The sequence below is a fragment of the Bengtsoniella intestinalis genome, from assembly GCF_039719005.1.
Lineage (GTDB): Bacteria > Bacillota > Clostridia > Oscillospirales > Oscillospiraceae > Oscillibacter > Oscillibacter intestinalis.
Genome location: NZ_CP133584.1, coordinates 3,745,931 through 3,760,926, shown reverse-complemented (window position 1 = coordinate 3,760,926; position 14,996 = coordinate 3,745,931). Strand labels below are relative to the sequence as shown.

General features: G+C 45.8%; 22 protein-coding genes. 2 read left to right on the top strand and 20 right to left on the bottom strand.

Going from position 1 to position 14,996, the window contains the following annotated elements; all coding sequences use genetic code 11:
- Positions 1 to 2 precede the first annotated feature (2 nt).
- The 10 genes from RFF05_RS17940 to RFF05_RS17895 all read right to left on the bottom strand — a co-directional run bounded on the left by RFF05_RS17940 (position 3) and on the right by RFF05_RS17895 (position 6,728).
- Complete coding sequence (locus tag RFF05_RS17940) at positions 3 to 875, bottom strand: secretion protein F (protein ID WP_409968360.1); 873 nt, start codon at positions 873 to 875, stop codon at positions 3 to 5.
- Complete coding sequence (locus RFF05_RS17935; protein ID WP_409968359.1) at positions 872 to 1,801, bottom strand: type II secretion system F family protein; 930 nt, start codon at positions 1,799 to 1,801, stop codon at positions 872 to 874. Before RFF05_RS17935 ends, RFF05_RS17940 begins: the two co-directional genes overlap by 4 nt.
- Positions 1,802 to 1,804: 3 nt before the next feature.
- On the bottom strand, positions 1,805 to 3,181 hold the full coding sequence (locus tag RFF05_RS17930) for an ATPase, T2SS/T4P/T4SS family (protein ID WP_409968358.1): 1,377 nt from the start codon (positions 3,179 to 3,181) through the stop codon (positions 1,805 to 1,807).
- Positions 3,175 to 3,981: an AAA family ATPase gene (locus RFF05_RS17925; protein ID WP_409968357.1), complete on the bottom strand. Its 807-nt coding sequence runs from the start codon at positions 3,979 to 3,981 to the stop codon at positions 3,175 to 3,177. The genes RFF05_RS17930 and RFF05_RS17925 overlap by 7 nt, the downstream gene beginning before the upstream one ends.
- Complete coding sequence (cpaB, locus tag RFF05_RS17920) at positions 3,982 to 4,773, bottom strand: Flp pilus assembly protein CpaB (RefSeq protein ID WP_409968356.1); 792 nt, start codon at positions 4,771 to 4,773, stop codon at positions 3,982 to 3,984. It abuts the gene before it with no gap.
- 24 nt (positions 4,774 to 4,797) lie between these two features.
- Complete coding sequence (locus RFF05_RS17915; protein WP_409968355.1) at positions 4,798 to 5,235, bottom strand: prepilin peptidase; 438 nt, start codon at positions 5,233 to 5,235, stop codon at positions 4,798 to 4,800.
- Positions 5,219 to 5,530 carry a SpoVG family protein gene (locus RFF05_RS17910; protein ID WP_409968354.1) on the bottom strand — a complete coding sequence of 104 codons (312 nt, stop codon included), beginning with the start codon at positions 5,528 to 5,530 and terminating at the stop codon, positions 5,219 to 5,221. Before RFF05_RS17910 ends, RFF05_RS17915 begins: the two co-directional genes overlap by 17 nt.
- Positions 5,531 to 5,551: 21 nt before the next feature.
- A complete protein-coding gene (locus tag RFF05_RS17905) occupies positions 5,552 to 5,752 on the bottom strand; it encodes a DUF6133 family protein (protein ID WP_409970141.1) in 201 nt (66 codons plus the stop codon).
- A gap of 163 nt (positions 5,753 to 5,915) precedes the next feature.
- Complete coding sequence (locus tag RFF05_RS17900) at positions 5,916 to 6,467, bottom strand: YodL domain-containing protein (protein WP_409968353.1); 552 nt, start codon at positions 6,465 to 6,467, stop codon at positions 5,916 to 5,918.
- A gap of 66 nt (positions 6,468 to 6,533) precedes the next feature.
- Positions 6,534 to 6,728 (bottom strand): Arc family DNA-binding protein, encoded by a 195-nt coding sequence (locus RFF05_RS17895; protein WP_409968352.1) that lies wholly within the window; start codon positions 6,726 to 6,728, stop codon positions 6,534 to 6,536.
- Between the two features lie 114 nt (positions 6,729 to 6,842).
- Between RFF05_RS17895 and RFF05_RS17890 the strand changes: the two genes are divergently transcribed.
- Positions 6,843 to 7,175 carry a hypothetical protein gene (locus tag RFF05_RS17890; protein WP_409968351.1) on the top strand — a complete coding sequence of 111 codons (333 nt, stop codon included), beginning with the start codon at positions 6,843 to 6,845 and terminating at the stop codon, positions 7,173 to 7,175.
- Between the two features lie 5 nt (positions 7,176 to 7,180).
- Here the strand turns inward: RFF05_RS17890 and RFF05_RS17885 are convergent, their stop codons facing one another.
- From RFF05_RS17885 to RFF05_RS17850, 8 genes are all read right to left on the bottom strand, one after another.
- Entirely contained in the window at positions 7,181 to 7,726 is a 546-nt protein-coding gene (locus RFF05_RS17885; protein WP_409968350.1) for a hypothetical protein, read from the bottom strand.
- Positions 7,723 to 8,718: a DNA adenine methylase gene (locus RFF05_RS17880; RefSeq protein WP_409968349.1), complete on the bottom strand. Its 996-nt coding sequence runs from the start codon at positions 8,716 to 8,718 to the stop codon at positions 7,723 to 7,725. Before RFF05_RS17880 ends, RFF05_RS17885 begins: the two co-directional genes overlap by 4 nt.
- A gap of 81 nt (positions 8,719 to 8,799) precedes the next feature.
- Positions 8,800 to 9,810, bottom strand: a complete 1,011-nt coding sequence (locus RFF05_RS17875) for a hypothetical protein (RefSeq protein ID WP_409968348.1) — start codon at positions 9,808 to 9,810, stop codon at positions 8,800 to 8,802.
- A gap of 234 nt (positions 9,811 to 10,044) precedes the next feature.
- On the bottom strand, positions 10,045 to 10,944 hold the full coding sequence (locus RFF05_RS17870; RefSeq protein ID WP_409967433.1) for an IS3 family transposase: 900 nt from the start codon (positions 10,942 to 10,944) through the stop codon (positions 10,045 to 10,047).
- On the bottom strand, positions 10,895 to 11,221 hold the full coding sequence (locus RFF05_RS17865) for a transposase (RefSeq protein ID WP_409967432.1): 327 nt from the start codon (positions 11,219 to 11,221) through the stop codon (positions 10,895 to 10,897). Before RFF05_RS17865 ends, RFF05_RS17870 begins: the two co-directional genes overlap by 50 nt.
- A gap of 18 nt (positions 11,222 to 11,239) precedes the next feature.
- On the bottom strand, positions 11,240 to 11,452 hold the full coding sequence (locus RFF05_RS17860; protein WP_409968347.1) for a hypothetical protein: 213 nt from the start codon (positions 11,450 to 11,452) through the stop codon (positions 11,240 to 11,242).
- Positions 11,453 to 11,635: 183 nt separating this feature from the next.
- Positions 11,636 to 11,770: a hypothetical protein gene (locus RFF05_RS17855; protein ID WP_409968346.1), complete on the bottom strand. Its 135-nt coding sequence runs from the start codon at positions 11,768 to 11,770 to the stop codon at positions 11,636 to 11,638.
- The gene (locus RFF05_RS17850; protein ID WP_409968345.1) at positions 11,757 to 12,143 is read right to left on the bottom strand and encodes an SLOG family protein; all 387 of its coding nucleotides are present in this window, start codon (positions 12,141 to 12,143) and stop codon (positions 11,757 to 11,759) included. Before RFF05_RS17850 ends, RFF05_RS17855 begins: the two co-directional genes overlap by 14 nt.
- A 125-nt stretch (positions 12,144 to 12,268) precedes the next feature.
- On the opposite strand from RFF05_RS17850, the gene RFF05_RS17845 reads away from it, so the two are divergent.
- Complete coding sequence (locus RFF05_RS17845) at positions 12,269 to 12,499, top strand: helix-turn-helix domain-containing protein (protein ID WP_409968344.1); 231 nt, start codon at positions 12,269 to 12,271, stop codon at positions 12,497 to 12,499.
- Positions 12,500 to 12,535: 36 nt separating this feature from the next.
- On the opposite strand, the gene RFF05_RS17840 is transcribed toward RFF05_RS17845, so the two are convergent.
- Both RFF05_RS17840 and RFF05_RS17835 read right to left on the bottom strand, forming a co-directional pair.
- Positions 12,536 to 13,321 carry an LPD28 domain-containing protein gene (locus tag RFF05_RS17840; protein WP_409968343.1) on the bottom strand — a complete coding sequence of 262 codons (786 nt, stop codon included), beginning with the start codon at positions 13,319 to 13,321 and terminating at the stop codon, positions 12,536 to 12,538.
- A gap of 13 nt (positions 13,322 to 13,334) precedes the next feature.
- Complete coding sequence (locus tag RFF05_RS17835) at positions 13,335 to 14,984, bottom strand: antirestriction protein ArdA (protein WP_409968342.1); 1,650 nt, start codon at positions 14,982 to 14,984, stop codon at positions 13,335 to 13,337.
- Positions 14,985 to 14,996: the final 12 nt, after the last annotated feature.

The window sequence follows — 14,996 nt, the reverse complement described above, 5'->3', positions numbered from 1 at the left end:
CCCTAAAATAGTCCTGTAAGGGACGTAATGATTTCATAAACAATCACGGCGATGTATGTGACCATAAAGCACATGAGCATGGCAAAGGAAAAGACACGGATTTTAGGAGGGATTTTCATAGCTTGTGCTTTGAGACGTTGCAATTCTAATTGCTTCATGTCATGGGTGAGCATTTGAAAATACACCACGTTGTCATCCCCACGAAGGACCGCAGTAAGCCCTCTGGTGATATCTGAGAGCATAGGGGAATTGAATCGTGCTTCAAAACGAGTCAAGGCGGCCTCATATGAGCTAGAGCGCATATCCGCAACAAGGATGCCTAGTTCATCAGAAAAGGTTTCACTGGCGTTTTTCTTGTACTGTTCCAAAATAGACAGCACATCACGACTGGCTTTCAACTCTTGGGTGATGGTGGCAACGAAACGTGGCAATTCCAGTTCAATTTGGCTCCGCTTTTCCAATAGAGCTTCATCAGCCTTGCGGATTTCTTTGAAATAAATGAGAATGGCCAAAAATAGCACTGCAGGCACCACAAGTGGCATCACCACAAAACACGGAAGGGCCATCATGGCAATGAAGCCTGCTTTCACAATGGCTTGGGCGGTGAATAGCTCTGGCGATTCACTGAGTCCTGCTGCGGTCAAGGTATGAGCCATACGAATTTTTTTGTAGGGATCTATATAGACAAAACGTGAAGCCTTTACCGCCGTTGTTCGCAATAGAGTGTCCATGATATTTGCTTTTACATTGCGCTGGCGTGACACTTCTAGCATGGCTTTGTTGGTGGCAAGGGTGGGTAGCTTCAAAAGGTCTGCGGCAATGAAAAACAAACCTGTGGCAAAAAAGAGTCCAAATAAATAGATGATAGGTGTCACCTCCTGTATTCAATGGGTTGTGTCAGATGAATGACAAAGGCTGTGGATATAAACATCACTGCACCACAAAGCGCCAGTATCAGCTGTCCCAATGGGGTGTGCATCAGCACGTTATACCAATCTTGGTTGAGAAAATATAGCAAGGGAATGTTGCCTAGAACCAACACTTGCATCATTACAAATTCTTTGCGTGGTTCAAAAATCAGATTTTCTAGCTCCCCATTGACCACACGCATATCACTGAGCTTAGACACAATGGGTGTTAAGGTGGTTTTCAAATGGCGGTCACCTTGACAAGCGATGATGGCATCGCACCATTCCCGAAAGACAGGGTTTTCAATGCGCCCTTTGAGGGTGTACAACGCCTCCACCACATCTGGGTTAATCAATCGCACTTGAGATACAAAGGCTTGAAACACAGATAGGACAGGCGGATTTAGGTAATTGATGTTTTCCTCCACAGCCATGAGAATATCCTCTGTGCGCAGGTAGGCGGTGGTGATGATGGAAAGTGCCGTTTCAAGCTCTGCGGAAATATCTCGTTTGAAGTGACTGGCCATCAGCTTTACATACCAAAAAGGTAGAAACATACAACCAATGGCCAGCACTGGCACCAAAAAGAAATTGGAGAGCATGATGGCGATACAGGTGCCAAGGGCAAAGCAAGCCAGTGCCACGGCACACAATATGGGAAACTGTGCTGAGCGCCCTGTCACAGAGAGAATGTCTTGTACCTGCGCAATTTCTCTACGGAAAAAGGATTGCTTTTTTCGGTGTGTCACTTGATCTACGTCATCTCGAATGGTCTTTGGTTGGTTGGTGAAGTGTTCAAACACATCGCCTGTGAACGCCATAGGTGAGATTTGAAAGACGATAAACAGCCCCACAATCATGCCAATGCAGGCAATGAGCTGGATTTGTAGCATGGGCTAGTCCCCCTTTCGTAACAGCTCTAAAGTGGTCTTTGGCATACCGTTTTCCAAGAACCGCTTGGCAAGATTTTCAGAAATGGGATGCACCTGTTGGTGGTGTCCTTCGATGATGAACCGACCATCTTCCACCCTGTTTTCTGTGACAACATATTGGAATAAGGTACGGAATTCCCGTGTGCCATCTGGCAAAATAACACACTCTTGAATTTCCATCAACCGTCGCTCCTTATTTTCCAGTTGCTTGCAAAACACCACAATGGGATAGGCTTCGGTCACATAATTCATCAAGGCTTCATCAGACATATCCACACCACGCTTACACAAAGACACCATCCGTGTGTAAACACCCGACGAGGCGCTCACATGGATGGTGGTCATCACAGCCACACCTGTTAGGGCGGCATCGGCGGCAGCATTGGCTTCTGCGTCACGCATTTCGCTGACTACAATTACATCAGGATTGACCCGTAGCGCAATGTCCAAAAGATTGGTTTGGTCGATATTTTGGCGTGCATCGTCACTTTCACGGGTCAGGGTATGGATAACAGAATTTTGCACCACACCATCCACCTCACGCACCAAGTTTAATTCACGAGAGCCGTTTTCAATGGTGTAAATGCGTTTGTTATCAGGAATGGTGCTTAAGACCCAGCCTGCCAAGGTGGTTTTGCCACTAGAAGTAGCGCCCCCCACACAGACAGAAATACCGTATCGGATACAGTGGGATAAAAAATCCAGCATTGCCTCTGTGGCGGTACCGCTTTGTACAAAATCCTGCTTTTGCATGGATTGAGGGTTGACGATACGGATGGAGGCCACAATGCCTACATCTTCATCTACAATGGGTGTTTTCAAGGCGGCAATCCGAATGTTCTTCCCTAAATGCCCCAAGGCCATGGGACTGGCATTGTCCAACACAGTACCACTGATGTGAAGCATCCGTCTGACTACGTTGATGCCATGTTGTGGCGATTGGAACCGTTCTGACAACTTTTCGTTTCTGCCATCAGAGTATTGCACCTCAATATCACGCCATGAATTGATGTTGATTTCCTCAATGCCTGTGCCATAAATATATTTGGTGAGAAAGCCGAACTCAGCCATTTCAGAGTACAACGCATCCACCAACTCTGCCCCAGACATACCGTGTACGGCAATGCGTTTATCTTGGAGGTATTGAGTGATATAGCGTTTCAAATAGGCTTTGGCATCCATGCCTTTTTCTGTAATCAATGTGCTATGCTGTTCTGCAATATAAGCTTGCACCCCAGCCAGAACTACTGAAAAGTCTTGCCCTTCCTTTTCAGCTTCAAAAAACAGGTTGTGAAAACGGTTGGTGCCAAGACCTGCTTTGGGTGTGTGGGCATTTAGCATCCGAACACCTCCTTAGAAATCCGTGCAATTTCCTTGTCATAGGCACGTCCATCTTTCATTTGCAGGGTATCTAATAAGGTGCCAGCCAAGAACTGTCCCTCTAGCTCCGTAGAATAGGGCAATTTGAATGCCACTTCACCGATGGAATTATAAATTTGCTCTTGGGTTTGATTGGGCTTTACATTGGAAGCAATCTTATATTGCTTGCCTGCATCCCAATTTTCAGCACGCAGGAGATGGTTTTGCCCTGAAAAATAGCTGACCGATTTCAAGTCTACGTTGGCCAATCGTAGCACATGGTCAGCCAACATCAAGGTCACAAATGAAAGCACATCACTGCTGATATAACTGCTACAATCCACAATCACATAGGGTGCTGTTTCTCTCAGCGCTGTCAGCAAGGCTTCTGCCTGCTCTTGGGTTGGTGCTGGATAGGAATGTTCATTTTCCCCTTTTCGCATGGCTAGAATGACCAGATTTTTGTACTTCTTCAATGTGGTAAGATTGTGCTTAATCAAGGTTTGATTCATCTTTTCCGTCACCAAAACATTGCCCATGGAACGCTCTGTATCCACCTGAGAATTTGGGCAAACACAGGGGAGCATTGGCGTTGTCATATCGCAAAGAACCAGCAATACATTTTGCTTTTTAGATGCCAAATGTTGCGCCAGTTTAATAGATGCTAAGGTTTTGCCACAACCTGGGCTACCCCATACAGCCAAAATCCCTTTCTCTGGCATAGATGGTTCCTCGCAAACAGCTTTGCTACCAGTGAAAAGTCCTCTTTTTTTGAAATTCATTTACGCTGTTACCTCCTGACTCTCTGGCTCTATGGCCACATCCTCTGTAGGCTCCAGATCCTCCACCACAGGATAGAGCGCTAAATTGGTGGCATCTTGTGCGGCGATAAACTCTGCTGCTGTTTCCGTGTCACCACGATAAACCAGAGACAGATGGATGGTGCCTTCAGACTCTAACTGTGCAAGGATTTTGCTCTGTTGCGCCGTGACCAAGAGGGTGACGGTGGCAGGCAGTTCCGCCTCATCAGAAATATCTTCCCCTGTATTGGCATCGTAACCACTGGAGGCTGTGACACAAATCACTTCCACATAGGTCAGCTCAGCAAGGATTTCTGTGATGCCACGCTGCTGATAATCTGGTGCAATCACAGACACAATATCCCCAGATTGGAGTTTACCAGACAGGCCATTGGCGAAGTCTGAAATGCTGATGGAAATTGCTTGCTTGGTGCCATCCAAATTATAAAGATACACATTTTCGGCCGCTGGTGTGGCAGACACTTTGGTGGCTAAGATGTAGTCACCCACAGATAAATCAGCAAGAGCATATTGCCCCACCACTGTATCGCTCTGGCGAATGACATTGCTAGGCAATCCGTAACCACCTACTTCCACCACGTCCACCATGTCTTTGGTGATTTCCTCGCCTGCGCTGATTTCTGCTACCACACGGACAATTTCCGTTTTTTCTGTAATGGCTTGGTTGAACAGCGGTGTGAGGGCAAAGCAAATCACAAGGGATAATAAGATACAAAGCACACCTAAAACGGTGCGATTTCTTAGATACTGCATAGAAAAATCCTCCTTTAATCGGATTTAGAATTGTGCTATTATAAAGCTGGCCGTAAACCCTGCAGATAGGCTGGGTGCCATGGGCATGGGCTGCCCTTTTTTCTGTGGCAGGGCGACACCTTTGATTGCATAGTAAACGACAAATAGGCACAGCCCCAGCATCAGTCCTACCATGCCAGTCTGCACACCTAACACAAAGCCACAGGCGGCGGTGAATTTTATATCACCGCCACCAATGCTGTGTGTGCTATTTCGCTCCACCAATGCACCGATGAGCAAGGGTAGGGCAATAAAAATCCCCAGCAAATGGCTAGGTTGAAAGGCCACGAACCCTACGCAGAACACAGTGGCACACAGCCAATTGGGGATGATGTGCCATCGGATGTCCCAATAGGTTGCCAACAGCAACGGCACCCCAAATAAGAGTAGGTGCCAGTGGTTCAAATCACATAGATTGACCATAGCCCTGTCCTTGGCCACTGCGTTGTGCCATGGTTTGCTCAAAGGCAGAAAGCACCGCTTGATCCATTGCCGCCTTGGCATCCTTGGTGCAAGGGAAGCAAATATCTTTGTATTCCCCGTTTCGCCCTTTCAGCTGTGGCATAGCTACAAACAGGCCTTTAGAACCATCCACAACACGGATGTTGTTGACAGCAAAAAAACCATTGATGGTTACGGAAGCCGTGGCTTTCACGGCACCTTCTGTGCGAGAGGGATAGATGCGTACTTCAAAATTTGTAGTTGAAATTTGACTCATAAGTTGTAAATCCTTTCTTTTTTAACCTGCGTAATCGAACATATCAGTAATGCGTTGGGTCAAGGTAGGCATTACGGTATCATTGAACAAAGAATAGAGCCCAGCCAGAAGCAAGGCGCCCAACACCACGGAAATCAAGATTTTTACAGCGGTGTCAATGTAACCTTCGCCACGGGTGTTGTGGAGGGCGAGGTGTGTACCCGTCAGTACGGAAATCAAAATTTTGACAGTGGCTTCAATGTAGCCCACGCCACGGATACACTGGAAAGCACGACGCGCATTTGTCAGTACGGCGTTGATTTTGTTTTTTGCTTTGTTGTAAAGTTTCTTCATATTGAGTCACTCCATTTCGTTGTGGCATGAAAAAAGACAGCCATTGGCTGCCTTATAGACTCATGCTCATTGTTTGATTTTGTTGGGGTTTTGTAAAGGCGATTGCATCAAAGCCCATACGGTTGCAATAGAAAAATTGGCTACCTGTATCATCATACAGTTCCACCACGTCGCCCATGGATAAGGAGTGTCCCGTGTAGCCTTGTGGGTGATGGATGTTGCAAAGGGTGTAGATATCCTCTAAATCATTGATACCCATAGCGCCATCGTAAACAGTGTGATAATTCTGTGGGTCGGGCGGACCAAAGTGACGTTGCAATTCTTCAAGGGAAATAAATTTCATACGCACATCCACGTCAGCATTTAACTGCCAAATGCGCACCGCCTTTTGTGTGGGAGCCTGTTCACCCAAGGGGATTTGCCCTTGAATGAGTCGCTCCATCACACCGTCTTCCCACTGTGGTTTTAAGTTTTGATGCTGTAACCATTGGCACAGGTCATCTCGCTGAAACATGGTATCCACAATGGCTTGCGCCTCTTGGATATACCCAGCAGGATTGTTATAATAGTAGATACAGTGGTTTTCTAGAGTGATTTGGCTCATGATTTTCCTCCTTTACAAAACACAGTGCCCACACCATGTTTCGGGTGTAGGCACTGTGTTTTGTGTTTAACGGTATCGAGATTTGTCTTCTTCGGTGAGTGCAATTTCACCATTTTCCTCTTCATATTTCTCTATGCACGTCTGCGCTAGAAATTCCAACTGTGCATTGAGTGAACGACGGTTTTTCTTTGCAATATGCGAAATTTTAAGCAACATATCCTCTGTAAAACGGATTCCTGTTTGAATTTTATCTGTAGCCATGGCGACCTCCATATATAACATACTGATAACAGTTTACTAACAATCACCTTGAATTTACACAAACAGAGTGTTATCATATTGTTATCTATTTTAGTATGCACAAAGGAGCTTGCTATGAAGCTGGCTATTATCGGGTCAAGAAACTTGACCATTTCCAATTTACAGGAACACTTGCCCTCTGATGTAGAGGAAATAATTAGCGGTGGGGCAAAAGGTGTAGATACCTCTGCAAAAGAGTATGCCATAGCGCACAACTTAAAACTCACAGAATTTTTGCCCAATTATGCGCATTACAAGCGAGGTGCGCCATTAAAACGAAATCTCGAAATCATAGATTATGCTGATTTTGTATTGATTTTTTGGGATGGAAGGAGCCGTGGCACCCAATTTGTGATACAGTCCTGCCAAAAGATAAACAAACCATACAAACTGATTAAGCAACCATAAATTCTTTATTTTGCATAGATGGGATTCTCCATACGCAAGGCTTCTTCCAATGCTGGCAGACAAATGCCAGCGTCCAACAGCTCTTTGAGCAGAAATTCTGGCACATCAGAGATGTCGTAATTGTACTCAGCTTGGAGCACAATGATTTCACCGCTTTCATCATCGGCGTAGGCATCTAGCTTGGCATCCAAAGGAATGCCAGCCTCCTTGCGCAAAAAATCTGGCACTTGAATGCTCAGTTTGGGGTCTAGCAGTTCTTGGTGTGCGGTGCATTCGGTGCGCCATTGTTGGGGACTGCCTTGTGGGTCATCTTCACAGTTATCGCACAGACCACAGCTTTCTACCAATCGAGTTTTCAGCGTATCGGCAATTTTGTGAAGGTCTGCAATCACGCTTACCAGTTCGCCTGGCACCATTTTGGCGTTGAACAAAACCAATAAGCCTTCACTTGCTTTCATGACGACACCCTGTTGGGTATTGAGTTTGCAGGCGTCCAATAGCTCGTGGGGCAGATAGGTGATGGGGGGCTTAGTTGTAGTTGTTTGGTTCATGTTGTTGGCTCCTTTTCGTTTGTAATGGGTTGGTGGATAAGTTTATATTCACCTTCAGGCTCAGCATTGAGCAAGAAGGAAAATAAATTCAGTTGCCCTGTTTTTTCAGGGAGGAATTCCTTTGGATTGTAATTGGTGATAATCAATTCTTCATAGACCTCACCTTCTTTTTTAGCCATAGAATTAGGACGTGTGGTGTAGAAAATATAAAACTCCTCATATAGAGCTTTGATGTAATCTGCATTGTTATAGCTGACCATCACCTTGCCCTTGGCTTCTTTCAACGTGTCACGCAGTCGGATATGGTCTTCTGCTGTGAAAATAACAGCGTAAAACCCTTCCGCTTCGTAATAGGGTGGGTCACAATAAATGAAGGCATCTGCTCTGTCATATTGCTTAATCACTGCTTCAAAATCTTTATTTTCAACCACCACTCTTTTGAAGTAACGAGAGAATTTCCAAATATCTACAAAAAATCTGCGGATGTCGCAATTCTTACCGCCAAATGTGTCCCCATTGCTGTTGAAGCTATATCGCAACAATTTGTAATACATGGCGGCTCGTTTCAAGTCTTTATCTGCTGACTTTTTCAGCATAATGTGCTTTAATTCTTCTGCTTGTGGTGGAGGGAACATGATTTCTGTCAACTCTAATTCCGCTTTTAAATCTTCCTCTGCAAATTCCTCTTGGGAAATGAATCTTTTGCACATCTCAAAATCATCACGAGAATTGAGTGGCAAAAAACCAATTTCTTTAATAAGACCCAAAGGGCGCTCTTTTGCACAGCGCATCAAATTCACAAGATTGGCATTGTAGTCATTGTAGACCTTCAGCTTGTTGTGAGGACATTCTAAATTCAATGTTACCGTGGCACTGCCACCAAACACATCAATACTACGCCCATATTTTAATGGGGCCAGTAGATTGATAATCCACATAAGTTTGGCTTTGCCACCCACCCATGGGATGATACTTTTTTTAACAATAATCACTTCCTTAAACGCAAAAAAGAGCCGTGAGCTTTGCTGTTGGGTACAGCGAAACACACGGCTCTTAATTGAATGATAATGTAGTTAGAATGACATTCCACCGAATGTCATAGGTTTTGGCTTGTTGTCCTGAGCAATTTTGTCCAACAAAGGCACATTGTCTTTGGGCACCAATGTGCCATATTGGGTGATGCTGACACCATTTTCTTGGGCAATCATGTTGCCATATCGGGCAGTGTCAACGCAATGGATTAGTTCATCGGGCATGAGCGACTCACAAAGACGTTTCCCATATTCAGCGGAATCACGCACATCATCCACCAAGGTGAACTGATCCACGAATTTGCAAATTTGATGGGCGGTGGTGATGGAGATAACAGGAATAGCATCTAGCAAAGCCTTGTAAATAGGCAACGTACCCTGCTCTCTAAATCGGGCAAGGCTTTGGGCTAATTGATTAAATGTGGCCATATCTTCCATGCACACATCCATGGGATCTAGCATGGGGACACAGCTATCCAGACCATAACAGCTCAGCTCACGAAGGTCTGTGACCTCAAAGTATGTCAGCAGTTGGTCAAAATCCTCTTGGGTGGCTGGTAGTGTGAGGGTGGTTCGTTTATCCCCATATGGGTTATTGCGATAGCCGATGCACAGGGCAAGGGTGTGTGGCGCTGGCTCTGGCATAGGGAATGTGCCATCGTATAAATCATCCAGCTCATCCATGATGACGTATCCAGCACTAATGAATACGCCGTTTTCACGATTTTTGATTTCCGTTCCCAATTTTTGATAATCCGTGTGGGTCAACACCCATTGGTAGGAAGGGTCTGGCAAGGCCTTCACCTCTGGAATTAGGTCATTTTCCAAATAAAACTCAGCCAATTCTGTCACATCTCTGGCTGGACTATAGTCGATATGGTTGTTGTTTTGAATGTTGTAGGTGATGTTGATGGCTTTTTGCAAGGTCATATCTCGATGAAGCAATGTGTATGCACCAACAAATTTGCTCTCACCATCAAAGTTCAACGCATTGAGTTGGGTTGCCAAATGATTCAGCTCAAAAAGGCTGTACTTCCCAAAGTGGAAGGGCATATTTGCATAGCCACATTCATCATATTATAATGGTCCCCCTGTCAAGACCACTTCCTCAAAATTTATCGTGAACACAACAACCTATTTTGCTTCCTGAGCCAAGCCTGGTTGTGGTTACCTCCAGGGTAGCCGCCCGAAGGGTTGCCTTGACCGACTGGGTCAGGCTGGTACAATGGGAAAGGCGAGGGGAACGGCCTCCGCCTACAACCCACGACCTCCCGTCGCCACCAGTCCTCAACCAGCCTGTGCCAGACTGTCAAGGTGGTTGGTTGGCGTTGTGAAGGCTGCCCCATACACGGCCTCTGGAGTCTGATTTCCCAGTGCTTGATGGGGTCTGAAGGTGTTGTACTGCTTGATATAATTTCCAATTCCACGGCGCAATACCCTAGGATTTTGATACTCGTTGAGGTAAATTTCCTCGGTTTTCAGGCTACGGAACCACCGCTCAATCATGATATTATCCGCCCAACGGGACTTACCATCCATGCTTTGGACAATGTGATTTGCCTTCAAAAACCCCTTATATTGGGAGCTTGTGAACTGACATCCTTGGTCAGAATTGAGAAAAGCGGGGGTGCCGTGGCTAGAAATTGCGCGCTGGACAGCGGCGATGACGTTATCTGTGTCCAGCGTATCGGACAGACTCCAGCCCACAATCAGACGGCTATACCAGTCGATAATCGCCGTCAAATACATGTGCCCGTGGTGCATTTTGATGTAAGTGATGTCGATTGACCACACTTGATTCGGGAACGAGACAACCTTATTTCTCAGCAAATATGGTACGATAGACTCTTTAAAGTTGCGTTTTGAGAGATTTGCCTTGGGATAGAGAGCATGAATTCCCATCTCGCACATCAGTCGCCTAACCAGCTTGCGACCCACAAAAATCTGGTCGGTGGCCAGCTTGGTCACCAGCTTTCGAGAGCCGATGTAGGGCATTTGGGTGTGCCAGTAGTCGATGCGTGCCATGATGTGCTCCCGCCAGCGCTTGGCCTCCTGGTCGACCTCCACAGGCTGGTAGTAGACCTGCCCTCGGGGCAGACCCAGCAGCTCACATTGACGGCGGATGGACAGGTCTGCGTCAGTCCTGAGGGAACTTGGGGACGGGGATGCCGCAGTCCCGAAAGGCACCCTGAATAAAGTCTCGCTCCAGTGTCAATTGGCCGATGGTGCGGAGCATCTGCTCCTTCTCTTTTTTCAGGGCAACCTCCTTCCGATGTGCTTCTTTGACCTGCTTTTTCTCATCGAAAACCTGACTGGCATTGGATATAAATTCCTTCTTCCAGTTGCGAATCATGTTGGGATTAACCCCCTGCTCGGCAGCGATAACGTTTAATTCCTTCTCACCCTGGAGGACTTCTAGGACGATCTTGGCCTTATATTCGGCGCTGTAACTGCTTCGTGGCATGATATGTTCTCCTCTCGTTTATCGTTTTTGATATTGTATCACGTTCACGATAATTTTTCGAGTGCTGGTTTGGTTTCTAGGGTCCATTATATATAGCTTGCCACCACCATAAACTATCCCGTCGGATTGCAATTTTTGAAGTGTATCTTCTAGCACACTGTGGCTGACTGGTAAAACCAAATTCACGCTTTTACGATGATTTGGTGCAGTTACTTTGGCAGATATTTTCATTGGATTTTTGCCTCCTTACATAGAAAAAGTACCGACACTTCTGTCGGCACTTGTGTTAATATACGTTTTTCCACATGGCTTCGCCATATCTCTAGCTAACGCTAGAGTGCCCGTTGGGCGTGGAAAAAGCGTGACGGCTTCTTCAAAGGGCGTTTCGCCCTTCTGGGCTACGCCAAGCCCCTCTTACGAGGGGCTTGAAGAATGGTATAGATTGATGATGTCTAATCCGTTTCGCTGTGCCATTCGCACAGTTTGACCAGTTCCACTGCGAAAACCGCCGTCGTAGTAGGTGACGATTTTATCGCTATGGTCGACCATAGTGATTGCGCTGTTTGTAACAGCCATCTGTATAGTGTGGGTTGAGAGTGACCACTTGGTCGTAGCTACGCAAAAGCGAAGCGTATCGCCTGCGGTCTTCAGCGCTGTATCGTGCCTCTTGCCCCTCGAAGGGGACAACGCAAATGACCGTGATTTTCTCACGCTTCCATGGCAGAATACCCCTTGATTTTCTTTTTATGAGCAACTCGCCACAAAACATATCCCAGCCAACGGCACCGCCTACAAGAAATGTAGTATACCCTTCCTGTATGGAGGTTTCAATGGCTTGCTTGGCTCGTTGTTCTAATATCGCTAAAACTTCACCCTGTGGCAATTTTCGGTGCCCACTAAAGCATATTGTTTTTTCTGTCATAAATCCTCCAAAATTACTCTGTGATTATTATTTATTATCTTATGAGTAATATATATGCTAACTATACCACATACCTTTTTGACAGTCAAATGGTTATAATATAGCTATTGGAGGTGATATACCATATGCAAGATGATTTCAAGGAATACTATAAATTGATAGGTCTTAAAGTCGCTTACTATCGGAAGGTGAATGGCTTAACACAAGAAAAGTTGGCTGAAAAACTAGGGGTAGATACTTCCTTCATTGGACGAATTGAAGCCCCAAATGTCCACAAAACAATTTCTTTGGACACTCTATTTCGCATCAGCAAGGCACTGGATACACCGCCTCATAAATTTATGGACTTTCAATAAAAGCACTGCATTGTAATTACGATGCAGTGCTTTTATTTACATCCCGCCCATGGTCATAGACATCGCTTGTTGTGACTGGCACAGTTGTTGATGGTATTTATCATAAATATACAAATAGGCATTATAATCGCCACGAGTGGGATTGCACCGCAAGCAGTAACGGAATTGGTCACTTTCGGTGACAAACCCTTGCACATAAGGTTCGCCTTGAGACAGAGGTGTCCCTTCTTGCTCCATACAGAACAGGCGCATCCCATCTCTGTTTTTTAATGGGCCATGTTCTCGAAGCTCTGTGACCAAGTCTACAAGTTCTGTTTTGAATGTTTGGGTGTTCAATTTGTCATCATTGTGGGCGTGCCAAGTATGCCAAAATTCCATGCCTGATGCACCAAAATCCATTCGCAAATGGCCTACGCACCCTGACTTGGCATCAGCATCCACCGATTGAGAATAAAATTCCGAGAGTTCCTCTGCCCCTGCAGGTCGCAGTGGAAATTGGCGCTGATTCTCTGACATGGCAATGTTGTGTTCTGAAGCAAAGGCTTCCATGGTGATGGTTTGGCTCATAAAATAGAGTCGCCCTCTTACACGCAGAAACTCTTGCCCTTGTGGGAATTGTAATTCCCACGGCAGTAGCACCGTGCCCAGAAAGTTTTCACGGACACTTTTCTTTAATACTTCTGGGTCGCATCCATCTCGGCAATTTCCTTGTAGCTCATAGGCATGAAGCCACTGGGGCACCATGATGGATGGGACTCGCTCATACACAAAAAGCCCAGGCTTTTTATCAAATTCCAAAAGCGAATATTCTGTTTGCGTCATAGCTTTGACCATTTTACATACCTCCCATTGTCATATGCATTGTTGGCGCTGTGAACCCCATTTCTTCTGGGGTCTTCAGATACCATTGTTGGGAATTCCAAAGACTGACAAACACATCTCGCCCATCAATGGAAATCTCTCGCTGTTCTAGGGACTCACCCATACCATCGGCTGCCTGCCCAATGATTTCCCCCTTGATACGCTCCAGCTCATCTGCTGTAAGGGGTGCATGGAGGGATAGCACCGCCACGCCATACAGCGCACCATTGTGCTGTTCTACATCGAAGACGTATTTTTGCACCTTGGCATTGACGGTGTCGCTTTGGTTGTAATAAGCCATCAGCCCTCGCTCCACCTCTTTTGGTGTGGAGTTCAGCTCCAGATGTTCACGGATGTCATCTTCGTGGCCAATCAGCTCAGAGCTGTCTAGCGTATCTTCATAATCAGTGGTTTCATAATTGCCCCAATCATCTTCTTGTTGCCAGCTCACCACCTTCAGTGGCATATAGAGTTTTAGCTCCGTCATAGGCTCTGGATCTTTCACCGATAGGCCTAGTTTTTCTTCCAGCAACAGTTCCATCTGCTGATGGTAACCATGATAGACCAAATACCCTTTGGGGGTGAAGGCACCACATTCACGGGCGGCTCTATCTCGGCCATAGGCTTCAAAATCAATGTATTCCTCCAGATTGTCGTCATATTCATAGCGACCACTGTCGCAAATCATATGCACACCATAGTCTTTGCAGTTGCGGATGTTGGGATATAGCTCAAATTCGTGCATAGCTTCCATCAGAACATCCAGTTCCTCTGGCTTTGTGATACCAGTAAAGCCCATCAGATTGGACAGATATTCATACTCGCCTGTGCCTACCTCCAACATCTTTTGTGCAAAGATGTTTAAGTCAGCTAGGCTTGTTCGTTGCAAGCCAACTTTTGCAATTTCGCTAGGCATATCAAAGCTAATCACTTCCACCGTGAATGTATCATCTTCAACCCCTATACGCACCAAGGCTTTATCAATGGCAGACTGTGGGGTGGGTAGCTCCAGTCGCTCAGAAGCATCTCCGTGGGATAAAATCACAGCCATGGGCGATACACGCTGTGGGTAATGGGGAAAGGTTTCGCCTTGATATTCTTCTACTGGTTGGTTCCGATTGGGATAGACAAAGCCATAGGGCGAAATCTGTGGTAAAGGATTGCTTGCAATCATATCCTCAATATATTTTTTACCATCAAAGGCTTGCAATTCACCCTCTGGCACCCATTCTCGTTCATTCAAGTATAGCTGTTTGCCTAGTTTATGCAGATTGTCAAAACTAGATAGCACATTGTAGCAACGGGTGTTAAAGGTCAAATTAATCAGGTCTTTACCTGAGAATACATTCTGCGCTTCCGCCACAGCATAAAAGATTTCAAGTTCATTTGGCGCAAGACCATCTAGGCGATTGAGCAGATACTGCAACTCATCCAGTTGGAACTGTGTCCCAGACAATAGATGGTTGGCCTTGGGGCTATCTAGCACCTCATCTACAAACACATGGGCTTGCCCTGTGTTCTCAATACTGAAAATATCGCAAATGCGCTGCAACTGTTCTTCCCCACCAGGGAACGCAGCATAGGTGGTTTGCAAAATAAGTGGGTGTCGCAGTGTTAGTTTCATATAGGGTACCTC

What these genes read in the sequence shown, in the direction of transcription:
- RFF05_RS17935 (WP_409968359.1), bottom strand. Translation starts at nt 1,801, where the DNA reads ATGCTACAAATCCAGCTCATTGCCTGCATTGGCATGATTGTGGGGCTG.
- RFF05_RS17930 (WP_409968358.1), bottom strand. Translation starts at nt 3,181, where the DNA reads ATGCTAAATGCCCACACACCCAAAGCAGGTCTTGGCACCAACCGTTTT.
- RFF05_RS17925 (WP_409968357.1), bottom strand. Translation starts at nt 3,981, where the DNA reads ATGAATTTCAAAAAAAGAGGACTTTTCACTGGTAGCAAAGCTGTTTGC.
- cpaB (WP_409968356.1), bottom strand. Translation starts at nt 4,773, where the DNA reads ATGCAGTATCTAAGAAATCGCACCGTTTTAGGTGTGCTTTGTATCTTA.
- RFF05_RS17915 (WP_409968355.1), bottom strand. Translation starts at nt 5,235, where the DNA reads ATGGTCAATCTATGTGATTTGAACCACTGGCACCTACTCTTATTTGGG.
- RFF05_RS17910 (WP_409968354.1), bottom strand. Translation starts at nt 5,530, where the DNA reads ATGAGTCAAATTTCAACTACAAATTTTGAAGTACGCATCTATCCCTCT.
- RFF05_RS17900 (WP_409968353.1), bottom strand. Translation starts at nt 6,467, where the DNA reads ATGAGCCAAATCACTCTAGAAAACCACTGTATCTACTATTATAACAAT.
- RFF05_RS17895 (WP_409968352.1), bottom strand. Translation starts at nt 6,728, where the DNA reads ATGGCTACAGATAAAATTCAAACAGGAATCCGTTTTACAGAGGATATG.
- RFF05_RS17890 (WP_409968351.1), top strand. Translation starts at nt 6,843, where the DNA reads ATGAAGCTGGCTATTATCGGGTCAAGAAACTTGACCATTTCCAATTTA.
- RFF05_RS17885 (WP_409968350.1), bottom strand. Translation starts at nt 7,726, where the DNA reads ATGAACCAAACAACTACAACTAAGCCCCCCATCACCTATCTGCCCCAC.
- RFF05_RS17875 (WP_409968348.1), bottom strand. Translation starts at nt 9,810, where the DNA reads ATGCCCTTCCACTTTGGGAAGTACAGCCTTTTTGAGCTGAATCATTTG.
- RFF05_RS17865 (WP_409967432.1), bottom strand. Translation starts at nt 11,221, where the DNA reads ATGCCACGAAGCAGTTACAGCGCCGAATATAAGGCCAAGATCGTCCTA.
- RFF05_RS17860 (WP_409968347.1), bottom strand. Translation starts at nt 11,452, where the DNA reads ATGAAAATATCTGCCAAAGTAACTGCACCAAATCATCGTAAAAGCGTG.
- RFF05_RS17855 (WP_409968346.1), bottom strand. Translation starts at nt 11,770, where the DNA reads ATGGTCGACCATAGCGATAAAATCGTCACCTACTACGACGGCGGTTTT.
- RFF05_RS17850 (WP_409968345.1), bottom strand. Translation starts at nt 12,143, where the DNA reads ATGACAGAAAAAACAATATGCTTTAGTGGGCACCGAAAATTGCCACAG.
- RFF05_RS17845 (WP_409968344.1), top strand. Translation starts at nt 12,269, where the DNA reads ATGCAAGATGATTTCAAGGAATACTATAAATTGATAGGTCTTAAAGTC.
- RFF05_RS17840 (WP_409968343.1), bottom strand. Translation starts at nt 13,321, where the DNA reads ATGACGCAAACAGAATATTCGCTTTTGGAATTTGATAAAAAGCCTGGG.
- RFF05_RS17835 (WP_409968342.1), bottom strand. Translation starts at nt 14,984, where the DNA reads ATGAAACTAACACTGCGACACCCACTTATTTTGCAAACCACCTATGCT.